The organism is Pseudomonas alloputida (genome assembly GCF_021283545.2).
Lineage (GTDB): Bacteria > Pseudomonadota > Gammaproteobacteria > Pseudomonadales > Pseudomonadaceae > Aquipseudomonas > Aquipseudomonas alloputida.
The window spans coordinates 3,768,975-3,781,100 of record NZ_CP128540.1; the positions used below are offsets into that span (position 1 = coordinate 3,768,975).

General features: G+C 62.3%; 8 protein-coding genes. 3 read left to right on the forward strand and 5 right to left on the reverse strand.

Annotated elements, in window-relative coordinates:
- Nucleotides 1-53 precede the first annotated feature (53 nt).
- Both LU682_RS17380 and gbd read right to left on the reverse strand, forming a co-directional pair.
- Nucleotides 54-1,397 (reverse strand): MFS transporter, encoded by a 1,344-nt coding sequence (locus LU682_RS17380; RefSeq protein WP_010953571.1) that lies wholly within the window; start codon nucleotides 1,395-1,397, stop codon nucleotides 54-56.
- A 44-nt stretch (nucleotides 1,398-1,441) separates the two neighbouring features.
- Nucleotides 1,442-2,584, reverse strand: coding sequence for a 4-hydroxybutyrate dehydrogenase (gbd, locus tag LU682_RS17385; RefSeq protein WP_010953570.1), 1,143 nt, complete (start codon nucleotides 2,582-2,584; stop codon nucleotides 1,442-1,444).
- Between the two features lie 142 nt (nucleotides 2,585-2,726).
- Between gbd and LU682_RS17390 the strand changes: the two genes are divergently transcribed.
- The 3 genes from LU682_RS17390 (at nucleotide 2,727) to LU682_RS17400 (ending at nucleotide 6,351) form a co-directional block, all read left to right on the forward strand.
- Nucleotides 2,727-3,668 (forward strand): LysR family transcriptional regulator, encoded by a 942-nt coding sequence (locus tag LU682_RS17390; RefSeq protein WP_010953569.1) that lies wholly within the window; start codon nucleotides 2,727-2,729, stop codon nucleotides 3,666-3,668.
- A gap of 288 nt (nucleotides 3,669-3,956) precedes the next feature.
- On the forward strand, nucleotides 3,957-4,832 hold the full coding sequence (locus LU682_RS17395; protein ID WP_049586330.1) for a universal stress protein: 876 nt from the start codon (nucleotides 3,957-3,959) through the stop codon (nucleotides 4,830-4,832).
- Nucleotides 4,833-5,124: 292 nt separating this feature from the next.
- Nucleotides 5,125-6,351 (forward strand): MFS transporter, encoded by a 1,227-nt coding sequence (locus tag LU682_RS17400; RefSeq protein WP_010953567.1) that lies wholly within the window; start codon nucleotides 5,125-5,127, stop codon nucleotides 6,349-6,351.
- Nucleotides 6,352-6,457: 106 nt separating this feature from the next.
- On the opposite strand, the gene LU682_RS17405 is transcribed toward LU682_RS17400, so the two are convergent.
- The 3 genes from LU682_RS17405 to LU682_RS17415 all read right to left on the reverse strand — a co-directional run bounded on the left by LU682_RS17405 (nucleotide 6,458) and on the right by LU682_RS17415 (nucleotide 11,938).
- Nucleotides 6,458-6,835, reverse strand: a complete 378-nt coding sequence (locus LU682_RS17405) for a DUF2493 domain-containing protein (protein ID WP_020192194.1) — start codon at nucleotides 6,833-6,835, stop codon at nucleotides 6,458-6,460.
- A gap of 21 nt (nucleotides 6,836-6,856) precedes the next feature.
- Entirely contained in the window at nucleotides 6,857-9,571 is a 2,715-nt protein-coding gene (gene mgtA / locus LU682_RS17410; RefSeq protein WP_060488883.1) for a magnesium-translocating P-type ATPase, read from the reverse strand.
- Nucleotides 9,572-10,312: 741 nt separating this feature from the next.
- On the reverse strand, nucleotides 10,313-11,938 hold the full coding sequence (locus tag LU682_RS17415; protein ID WP_020192192.1) for a methyl-accepting chemotaxis protein: 1,626 nt from the start codon (nucleotides 11,936-11,938) through the stop codon (nucleotides 10,313-10,315).
- Nucleotides 11,939-12,126 lie beyond the last annotated feature (188 nt).

Consider the following 12,126-nt stretch of genomic DNA (forward strand, 5'->3'; position numbering starts at 1 on the left):
TCATCACAAATTGTTATTTAACTGCCTGATGAAATCCGCCTGCAGGTGCATGCTCAGCGATCAGTGGAAACCGGCTGCTTCAACAGCAACACATAAGCCATCGCAGCAACCGCGGCCACGGCGGCACTGATCAGGAATGCCGAAGCGAAGGACCCGGTCTGCTGAATGCTGAACCCGGTCACGATGGGCGCCACAGAGCCTGCCAGGTAGCCGCCGAAGTTCTGGATCGAGCCAAACGAGGCCACGCGCTGGCTATCGACCACGGTGTTGGCGATCATCCATGCGGTAGAGCTGGCCATGTTCACGCTGAACAGCGCGCAACACAGCAGCGCCACACTGAGCAGGAAGCCGCTACCGAACGACAGGGGAACGGTGAATGCAGCCGCCGCGAGCAACGCAGTCACGACAACCCGCTTGCGGCTACCCAGCACACTGGCACCTTGCTTCACCAGGCGGTCGCAGATGCGGCCCGCGACAATGGTGCCCAACGCGCCGAACACATAGGCCAGCGAAACCACCCAGGCGGTCTGGTACAGGCTCAAGCCATGCTCGCGTTCGAAGTAGCCCGGCAGCCAGGTCAGGTGCAGCCACAGCATGTAGATCACCCCCATGAAGCCCAGTACTGCGCCCCAGGTGCTCTTGTGGCGGAACAGTTCGGCCCACGCCGCCAGTTGTGCCTGCACACTGGGCCTGGCGCTTGGTACCGCCTGTTTATGCGCTTGGGCCGCCAGCAGCTGCTCACGCGCCTCGGCAGGCAGTTCGGCCAGGTACCGCGCCTTGCTTTTGTAGAAAGCGAACCAGCAGGCGGCAACCAGAATGCCGAACACTCCGGTGACGATGAACATGCCGCGCCAGCCCCAGGTGACCATCAGCAGCGTCAGCAACGGCGGCGCCAGACACGGCCCGATGCAGGTCGATGACAGCACGATGCCGGTCGGCGTCCCCCGCTTCTCGGCCTCGAACCACTCCGCCAGCGCCTTGGCCGCCGACGGGAACATCGGCGCCTCGCCAATTCCCAGCACCACCCTGAGCCCGATGAATGCAGAAAAACTGTTGATCAGGCCCGAAGCCGTCTGTGCCACCGACCAGCCCAGCAGGGCCGCCCCCAGCGAAATCTTGCTGCCCAGGCGGTCGATGATCATGCCCAAGGGCAGTTGCGAAAAGGCATACGCCAGGGAAAACGCCGACAGCAGGATGCCCATCTGTGACGGCGTGATGCCCATGTCGCGCTGGATGGAGGTATTGGCAATCGACAGCGCACTGCGGTCGACGTAGTTGATGATGCCGATCACCAGCAACAGGCTGACGGTGATGACCTGGTACTTTCTGAACGGGTTCGAACTGGCGACCGCTTCAGGTTCGCGGGCAAGCCCGGGTTGCGCATATTTGGTATTCATGGGCGTTCACTTTTGTTGTTATTGGTTGAACAGCAGGTAACGGCTTACATCGACGCTTCAAGCAGCCACTGGTAGTCCTCGGCAGATGCCTCACGCGGGTTGGTGCGGTGGCTGTGATCGGCCAACGCACCCTGGACGATGCGCGGGAACAGGTCCGGGTTGACATCCAGTTCGCCAAGGCCGGTCGGCAGGCCCAGCGTACGGGTCATGTGGCGAATGGCATCTTCGATCTGGCTGTCATCGGCCAGCCCCATCGCCTGGGCGATGCGTTGCATCTTGTGTTCATTCACCACCGTTTCGGCCGTGCGGTTGAAGCGGATGACGGCAGGCAGGAAGATCGCATTGAGGGTGCCGTGGTGCAGGCGCGGGTTGATCCCGCCCAGCGCGTGGCTAAGGCTGTGCACGCAGCCCAGGCCTTTCTGGAAGGCCAGCGCACCTTGCAGCGATGCGCTCATCATGTTGATGCGCCCGTCCAGGTTGCCCGGCGCGCGGGTGGCTCGTTCGATGAAGCGCCAGGCCCTCCACAGGCCGTCCAGGGCAATGCCGTCGGCAGGCGGGTTGAACGCAGGTGCCATGAAGGTTTCCAGGCAGTGGGCAATCGCGTCCATGCCGGTGGCAGCCGTGAGTTGTGCCGGCAGCCCGAGGGTCAATGACGGGTCACAGATGGCGGCCTTGGGCACCACATGGGGCGAGATCACCCCCACCTTGCGCCCGTCATCGAGTATCAGGATGGCACCGCGCCCGACCTCGCTCCCCGTGCCGGCCGTGGTCGGCACCGCAATCACCGGCGCGGTTGCCGGGGTGATCCGGGCCAGGCCGCCCTCGATCACCGCAAAGCTCTTCAACGGGCCGTCGTGCCGGGCACACACGGCCACCCCCTTGGCCAGGTCGATCGCCGAGCCACCACCAATGGCGATGATGCCATCACAGCCATTTGCCTTGAACATGGCCACGGCCTCACGCACGGCATGCTCGTTGGGGTTGGGTGGCGTACCGTCGTAGATCGGCAGTTGTGTGGTGTCGCTGCCGAAGGTGTTCAACGCCGTATCGACGATACCGGCGGCACGCACGCCACGGTCGGTCACGATCAAAGGCCTGGTTATACCAATGCGCTCACATTCGGCAGGCAGGCAGGCGATGGCACCGATATCGAATTGGATCTGGGTGATGTAGTTGATCAGGGACATAAGGCTTGGCAGGCTCCTGGCTTTATTGTTCTGGGCGTTTCAGCCGCACTGGATGCGACACTGTGCAGCGCCAGTATAGGAATGCGCGGCTGGCCATGGTATTGAGAACAATCCATATCGGTATAACCAGGACGAATACCAGATGACCCCATCGCTCAATTCGATCATGTCCCGCCTGCACGCCCGCCACCTGCGCTTGTTGATCGAGTTGGACGAGCACCGCTCGCTGCTCGGTGCAGCAAGCAGCGTCGGGCTTACCCAGCCTGGTGCCAGCAAGGCCTTGCAGGAAATCGAAACCACCTTCGGCACCGTGCTGTTCAACCGCACCAACCGAGGCCTGGAGCCCACGGCCGCCGGGCACTGCGCCATCCGCTACGCACGCCTGTTGCAGACCGATATCGCCAACCTGCGGCACGATCTGGATGCAATCCTGCGTGGGGTCGGCGGCCGGCTGGCAGTGGGGGCGATCATGGGGGCGGTGCCGTTGCTGATGAAGGCAGTGTCACAGCTGGCCAGCATCCAGCCACAGATGTCGTTCGAAATCATCGAAGACACCAGCCAGTCGCTGCTGACCCAGATCGAGAGCGGCCGCCTGGACATCGCCCTGTGCCGCACCAGTGTCAGCAATACGCCGCAGCTGTTCGCCAGCACCTTTGTCCAGGATGAGACACTGGCGGTCATCGCCAACATCGACCACCCGCTCAAGCATGCGCCAAGCCTGAGCCTTGCCGACCTGGCCGAGAGCCGCTGGATCGTCTACCGGGCCAACATGCCCATGCGCGTGCAACTGGAGCGCGAATTTCACGATGCCGGGCTGCGCTTCCCGCTGCACCTGGTTGAAACCACTTCGATCCTGGCGACCTTGTCGCTGTTGCAAAACCGTCCTGACTTCGTTGCGCTGGTGTCGATCGACGTGGCCCGGCAATGTGCGATGAATCAACAGGTCAGCATACTGCCCTTGAGCATGGGCTCGGTCAGCGACCCCTACGAGTTGGTGACCCGTAAAGGCAGCCAGGCAACACCGGCCATGGACACGCTCACCGAACTGCTGCTGTTGCAGGGCCGACAGCGCTGCGACAGTTAATGCGGTTTCATGGCAGGCCACTGGGAAATCCGGGCTGAAAGGCTGAGGGTCAAGACGGTAATGAGGCAGCCCGCCAGCCCTGGGTAATCAGCCTTGCAGCTACACCGGCAGTGCTGTTGGCAGGCATGACCTGCCGCTACACCTGCACGCCATTGACCCAAATCAAGCCCTCGCGCCGGGTTCGCGCGACGATGGCTGCACGCAAGGAATGACTCAAGTACCGCCAGGTGCACAGTGCGCAAGGTTTACCGCTTGATCGCTGTGCGCGCCTTGACCAAGGAGCCCCACATGAACCCGCTGAAACACATACTGGTTGCCACCGACCTTTCCCCACATGCTCGCAACGCCGCTGAGCGCGCGGCCTACCTGAGCGATGCGCAACAGGCCTCGCTGGACCTGCTCTACGTTGCCAACCCGGCACCCTTCGAGCGCCTCAAACAGTTGGTGACGCCTGATGACGATCTGTTGAAACGCGTACTGGATAGCGCAGGCGAGAAAACCCACGCACTGGCAGCGCTGCTGTTCCAGCGTTACGGTATCTCCGCTGGCGTGCAGGTCGCCAGCGGCTCGGTGATCACGGAGATCAACCGGGTGGTGCAGGACAAGCACAGCGACCTGCTGGTGTGTGGGGCCAGGGGCCAGAGCGTAGCGCGGCGCCTGCTGCTGGGTTCGACCGTGCAGAAACTGCTCAACCGCATGCCCTGCCCTTTGCTGGTGGTCAAGCCGGCCCCTCGTGATGCCTACCGCACCGTGCTGGTGCCAGTCGATTTTTCGTCCGTTTCACTGCGCACGATCGAATTGGCCAAGGCCATTGCCCCGCAAGCAGAGATCATTCTGCTGCATGCGTACGAAGCCCCGTTCGAAGCCAGCGTGCGCTTCGCCCATCTCGACCACGATACCCTCACCCACTACCGCAATGTCATCCGCAAGGATGCACAGGTACAGCTCGCGGCGCTGAGTGAGGCTGCCGGCCTGGCCGATGCACGGCAGATCCTGGTGCACGGTGACCCTGGCTGGCGCATTGCCGAGCAGGAACAGGAGCTGGAGTGCGACCTGATCGTTGTCGGCAAGCAGGGGGCAAGCGCGCTGGAGGAACTGCTGGTGGGCAGCGTCACCAAGCATGTACTGAACGAATCGCAGTGTGATGTGCTGGTAACACCTTAGGCTGCATGAACGTTCTGCACTGCCGCCTGCTGCGCCTATCCGGGTCATGCCACCGTGGCTGGCCTTGCCTGCTGACGTGCGGGCTTGGGAAGAGCCCCTCCAGCCCACTGCATTCGCGAGTGGGGCGTCATTGCTGAGAGCAGCGGCTCTACACAAGGCGTTTCATCGATTGCGCTGATGATTACTATCGAGCGGCCTGCCTGTCGGTTGGGCACGGCCGCCTCTACAATCCCCTGCAAATCCCCCCGCTCCTGCGCCTGCTACAGGCGAGATCCCTCATGGAACCTAACCCATGCCAAGCAACAGCCAGGCCCCTCGCGGCCTTCCCGAACACAGCCAACAAAGCGTGACCCAGCAATGGCTGGCAATCCTCTCGGTGGCCGTGGGCGCTTTCGCCCTGGTCACCAGTGAATTCCTCCCGGTGGGGGTACTCAACGATGTGGCCAGCGACCTGGGCATCAGTGCAGGCCTTGCCGGCCTGATGGTGACCCTTCCCGGCATCATGGCTGCGTTAGCCGCCCCGTTGATTTCCGTAGGCGTCGGCGCGCTGGACCGGCGCTACCTGCTGATCGGCCTGACGCTGATCATGATCATCGCCAACGCCATCGTGGCCTATGCCGGTGACTTCAACCTGCTGTTGGTCGGCCGTGTGCTACTGGGTATCAGTATTGGCGGCTTCTGGGCGACAGCCATCGCCCTCAGCGGTCGCCTGGCACCTGACGGAATGGGCGTAGCCAAAGCCAACTCCATCATCATGGCGGGCGTAACCCTGGCGACGGTAGTGGGCGTGCCTGTCGGCACCTGGCTGAGTGGCCTGATGGGCTGGCGCATGACGTTCCTGGTCACTGCACTGGTAGGCGTACCGGTGCTGCTGGCACAGGTGTTCCTGCTGCCGCGGCTGATGCCGGAAAAGGCCATCCGCATCCGCGACCTGCCAGCGTTGTTCATCAACCCGCAAGCACGGGTCGGTTTGATCGCCGTGTTGCTGATCGGCCTGGCGCACTTTGCTGCGTACACCTATGTCGCACCGTTCTTCAAACAGAATGCCGGCTTTGACGGGCCTACGATCGGTTCATTGTTGCTGCTGTATGGCGTGGCCGGCTTCATGGGCAACATCTTCGCCGGCTTTGCTGCCAACCGCAGCGTGCGGCATACCCTGATGCTGGTCGCGCTCATGATCGCAGTCAGCACCGCCCTGTTCCCGCACTTCGCCACCGGCATGACGGGTGCCGCCATGCTGATCGCACTATGGGGCTTTGCCTTCGGTGCGTTCCCGGCTTGCGCCAATATCTGGATGTTTGTCGTGGCGCCCAAAGATGTCGAACGTGGCATGCCGCTGTTCGTGGCCATGTTCCAGGTGATCATTGCCGTGGGCTCGTTCTTCGGCGGGCAAGTCGTGGACCATATGGGCACGGCGGTACTGCTGAGCCTGGCCACGGCGCTGGTGGGCTGTGGCTTTGTCACCGTGCTGGTGCTGGGGCGCAACGTCAGCAACGATCTGGCGGCGCAGCCAGGCTGAGCAGCCGCCCAGGACGGCTGCACAAAGCTTGAAGCCGTGAAGCCGAGGCGCCTGCTTCGCGGGCAAGCCCGCTCCTACAGGTACCGTACGGCTCCAGGCGCTTGCATTAGCTGCAATCGTCCCGCTCGGGCTGGCGTGGTTGCCTGGCGTACACCACCTGAAGTTCGGCGCCACGGGCCCTGGCCAGCAGCTCCTCGGTGTCATCGCCACCGGGCAAGGCAAGCAACAGGTCAGGGCGGCTGTCATTGAGCATGAACAGGTTGCGCAAGCGTTCGGCCTGCTTGCCGTGCAGCTGCCAGTTTGGCGGGTAACGCACCAGATCGGCGCCATGCTCGCGCGCCCAGCTTTCGATTTCCCCACCAAGAAACTGGCTGCCACCGTGGATCAACACCCGGATCGGCCGCTGGCGCTGGACGTCGTCCAGGGCCTGGCGGCAGCGCCGGGTGTCGGCGTAGTTGCGCCCTGCACATATCAGTACTCGCATGGTCTGCTCTCCTTGCATCGCTCAGAACCACTGGCCGAAACGGCGGATATAGAGGGTCTTCATGGCCTGGGCGACCACGCAGTAGCCCAGCAGGGTGGCGACCAGCCAAGGGAAGTACTCCCACGGCAGCGGCACCAGGCCAACCATCGCGCCCACCGGGGAGAACGGGATGTAGATACCCAATGCCATGACCAGCCCCGTTGCCAATACCACCGGCAATGCAGCGGTGCTCTGGAAGAACGGTACCTTGCGAGTGCGCAGCATGTGCACTACCAGCGTCTGTGACAGCAAGCCCTCGATGAACCAGCCAGACTGGAACAGCGCCTGCATTTCTACGCTGTTGGCGGCGAACACGTACCACATCAGGGCGAAGGTGGTGATGTCGAAGATCGACGACGTAGGGCCTATCCACAGCATGAAGCGACCGATGTTACGGGCATCCCATTTGCGTGGTTTGCTGAGGAACTCCTTGTCCATGCGGTCCCACGGCAGCGACAGCTGGGAAAAGTCATACATCAGGTTCTGCAGCAACAAGTGGATCGCCAGCATCGGCAGGAACGGAATGAACGCACTGGCCACCAGGACCGAGAACACGTTGCCGAAGTTGGAACTGGCAGTCATGCACAGGTACTTCATGATGTTGCCGAAAGTTTCGCGGCCTTTGAGCACGCTCTCCTCGAGCACCATCAGGCTCTTTTCCAGCAAAATGATGTCGGCCGATTCCTTGGCGATGTCGGTGCCGCTGTCCACCGAGATACCGACGTCAGCATCGCGCAGGGCTGCGGCGTCGTTGATGCCGTCGCCAAGGAAGCCCACAGTGTGACCATTGGCCTGCAGGGCCTTGAGCACCCGTGATTTCTGCAACGGGGTGAGCTTGGCGAAGACGGTGCGCTCCTCCACCTGAAGCTTCAGGGTGGTGTCGTCCATGCCCTCGATGTCCTGGCCGAGCAAGGGCTGGCCCGGCGCCAGGCCCACTTCACGGCAGACCTTGGACGTGACCACCGGGTTGTCGCCGGTCAGTACCTTGACCTGCACGCCCATGTCGCGCAAGGCGGCAATGGCCGGGCCGGCCGTTTCCTTGGGCGGGTCGAGGAAGGTCAGCAAGCCCTGGATGACCAGATCGCGCTCATCTTCGGTGTGATACTGCGCCTTGCCTTCGTCCGCCGGGATCTGCCGGGTGGCAACCACCAGCACGCGGAAGCCGTCCTGGTTGAAGGCATCGACCCTGGCCATCAGCTGCTGGCGACGGCACGGATCAAGGGCAACGACCTTGTCGCCTTCCTGCACATGGGTGGCGATGGCGAGCATCTCCTCGACCGCCCCTTTGCTTACCAGCAGGTGATCGCCCAAGGCATTCTTCACCACCACTGACAGGCGGCGGCGGATGAAGTCGAACGGCAGTTCGTCGACCTTTGCGTAGGCGTAAGGCGCCTGGAACTGGTGGTCCTGGCCGGCGAAATGCAGCACGGCCTGGTCCATCAGGTTGCGGATGCCGCTTTGGTGATGGCTGTTGAGCCAGGCCAGCTCGAGGATGTGCTTGTCGGTTTGACCGTCGAAGCCCACATGGTGCTCGAGGATGATCCGATCCTGGGTGAGCGTACCGGTCTTGTCGGTGCACAGCACGTCCATGGAGCCCAGGTTCTGGATGGCATTCAGGCGTTTGACCACCACCTTGCGCCGAGCCATGGCCACGGCGCCCTTGGCCAGGTTGGCGCTGACGATCATCGGCAGCATTTCCGGGGTCAGGCCCACTGCCACGGCAAGCGCGAAGAGGAAGGCATCAGCCCAGTCGCCTTTCACCACACCGTTGATCATGAACACCACCGGCACCATCACCAGCATGAAGCGGATCAGCAGGCTGCTGACGCTGTTCACGCCGCGGTCAAAAGCGGTCTGGCTGCGCGAACCGGCAATGGCCTTGGCCAGCGAGCCAAAATAGGTGCGTCGGCCGGTGGCGACCACCACGGCGCGGGCGCGGCCACTGACCACATTGGTCCCCATGAAGCAGATGTTCGGCAACTCGAGCAGGTTGTCCTGATGTGCGCCATGCTCGGCGGCGGACTTCTGCGCGACATTACCCAAGGTGTCGTACTTTTCGACCGGCAACGCTTCGCCGGTGAGCACGGCCTGGCTGATAAACAGGTCGCGCGCTTCGAGCAGACGGATATCGGCGGGAATCATGTCACCTGCAGAAAGCTGCACGATGTCGCCGGCCACCAGTTCGTCCATGGGCACTTCGCGCAGGCGCGGGGCTTGCCCGATCTGCTCGCGGCGCAACACCGTGGCCGTAGTGCGCACCATTGCTTTGAGCGCGTCGGCAGCCTTGTTCGAGCGGTACTCCTGCCAGAATCGCAGCAGGCTGCTGAGGCTGACCATGGTCATGATGATGATGACCTTGGTCAGGTCGGCGTCGTCTGCTTCGCCTGCGCTGACCGGCAGCCAGTAGTCGGTGACGAAGCTGATCCCGGCCAGGGTCAGCAGTACATAGATGAACGGGTTGTTCAGGGCCTTGAGCAGTTGCACCAGGGCGTGGGGTTGCGGGTCGTGGGCAACCTGGTTGGCCCCATCGCGCACCAGGCGCTTGGCGGCTTCGTGCTCGGTCAAGCCCTGTTCGCTGGCATCGAGGTTGGCGAGGGTGACCGCCAGGCCATTGCGCGCTTCACGGGCGGCGCGGGTGGACAGGCGGGTCTCGCGTTCGGCCTTGGCCGATGAGGTGTTACGGTATTTGACAGTCATGTTGCTGTGCTCCTGCCGCTGCGGCGGCACGACACACAGACGTTTCACTCAGGCGGTGAACGAAGGCATGTCGGGTCGCTGAATAATGCTGGTTCTTTCCGACAGTTGTCTGTCCGCTGCCGAGAGTCGGAAGTTGTGTCGGCAGCGAACTTTCTACTCGCGCAATCCATGGTTTGATTCCTTTTCATAAACACAGGGAAATAGTTATCCCGCGAACTTTTAACATGAAAAGTTCGAGTACAAAGATACCGTTCAATATCTTTTATTCAGTGAGAAGTGCGGGGGCTCAAGCGTGCATGAAGACGCGCCAGCACCCCGCAACTACTTGGGGGGTGCTGGTGGTGGTCAAGGTAGCCGTGCAGACGCCGCGGCCAGGCGCGGGCCTGCCGCGGCGCAAGGCACGCAGGCTGGCGATGTGAAACGAATGAAGTGAGGTTCATGAGCTTGCCTCCAACCGGCCAACACCGGCGGCGGCAAGTCACGGCGGAGCATCAGGCTCTGGCGCGGCTTGCCCGACCAGGGTGTCGGGACCGGTGTTCCGGTTCAAGTGCCTGACCAGGCCATTCGGCAGAGGTCAGGCAGCGACGAGATACTGTGTCCATTGAATTCTTCAGTGAAGGGAAAAAAGGCCCCGCGCTCGGGGCGGTCGAACTTTATTCAAGCGTAGTATCGAAGTCAACCCGCAAGGGGAACTTTAAATAAGTTTAACCTTATCTTAATGTTCCACGCAGGCGCAGCGCCTCAAACCTTGAACCGCCCCACCAACGCCGTCATCTCCCCCACCAGCCCCGACAACGCCTTGCTCGCCTCGCTGGTCTGCTGCGCACCCGCAGCGGAATGGTTGGACAGTTCGCGGATGTTCAGCAAGTTGCGGTCTACTTCCCGCGCCACCTGAGCCTGCTCTTCGGCCGCACTGGCAATGACCAGATTGCGCTCGTTGATTTCGCCGATCGCACTGTAGATGCCCTCCAGCACTTGCCCCGAGGCCAGGGTCACGTCCAGTGTCGACTGGGCGCGGTTGGTGCTGGCCTGCATGGAAGCCACCGCAGCTTCGGTCCCCGCCTGCACGCTGCCGATCATCTGCTCGATTTCCTGGGTCGACTGTTGCGTGCGGTAGGCCAGTGTGCGCACCTCATCCGCCACCACCGCAAAGCCGCGCCCGGCCTCACCGGCACGGGCCGCCTCGATGGCAGCATTGAGCGCCAGCAGGTTGGTTTGCTCGGACACCGAGCGGATCACTTCCAGCACCTTGCCGATGTCCCGCACCTGCCCCACCAACTGCTGCAGGTGCGCACTGCTGGTCTGGATTTCGCGGGTCATGGCTTCGGTGCCGTCGATGTTTTCGCTGACTTGCCGGCGGCTTTGCGCGGCCAGCTGGTTGGATTCACTGGTGGTTTGCGAGGTGGTGATCGCGTTGCGCGCAACTTCCTCCACTGCCGTGGTCATTTCGGTCACGGCAGTGGCGGCCTGCTCCAGCTCCTGCCCCTGCTGACGCAGGTTGTTGGCGCTTTCCTCGGTGACGGCGTTCAACGCCGTGGCGGCGGCGTCCAGCTGCCGGGCACAGTTGTTGATCTGCCCCAGAGTGTCGCGCTGGCTCTGCTGCATGCGCTGGAGCTCATGGAACAGTTGGCCGATTTCGTTGTTACCCTGCCCTTGCACCGGCACACTCAGGTCGCCACTGGCAATGCGCCGGAAATGCCCACCGGCTTCACGCAGCGGGTGCAACACACGCTGGGCAATGAAGGCCCAGCACAGCACCGCCAGCACCACGGTCACGCCCAGCAGGCACAGGCTCAGCAATTGTGCCCGGGCCAGACGCCGGTCGGACTCGAGCATGATTTGCTGGCCACGTTCGCTCAGTGTGGTCACCAGTTGCTGGCGCAGGGTTTGCAACCGCCCCATGGCATTACCGGCATCGCTGTTGACCTTGAAATACTGCTCCAGCGAACGCTGGCGGGTCGCTTCACGCTGCCCAGCCACCGCCTTGGCGTATTCGGCAAAGGTAGCCTGCAGCTCGGTTGCCAACCCGCGAAGGGCGGGTTCGCGGGCGTTTTCGACAAATTCGTCGACCAGCGCCTGGCTCTTGTTGTTCAGCTCCACCGACAGCGCCATGCGTTTGCCTGCACTCTCGTCATGGCCACCCAACTGCTCGATAAAACCCGAAGACACGTTGGCGCTGGAACGAATCGCCATCAGCAACGCATTGTTCAAACGGTCCGACTGGTGCGCAGTCTGGTCCAGTTCAGTGATCTGCTGGTCGCTACCCAAGGCAGCCCACCAGGCACTGGCGGTCGAAAACAGCAGGGTCAGGCTGAACAGCGACAACACCCAGAACATTCCGGTGCGAATTTTCAGGTTTGCAAGCATGCGGGCAGTACTCCTTGTTGGCACCACTTCTGATCGATGATTCGAGGGTGGGTGTGCTGCTATCGGAGGTACTGGCGCAGGCTTGAGGCGCCGCGATGCGGTTATGTGCGGTAACCGAACGGAATGCGTTGAGACCCAGAGGCCTCGAAACCCTTTAGGGCATAACCCTTTTGCATAAATCCTGAGGC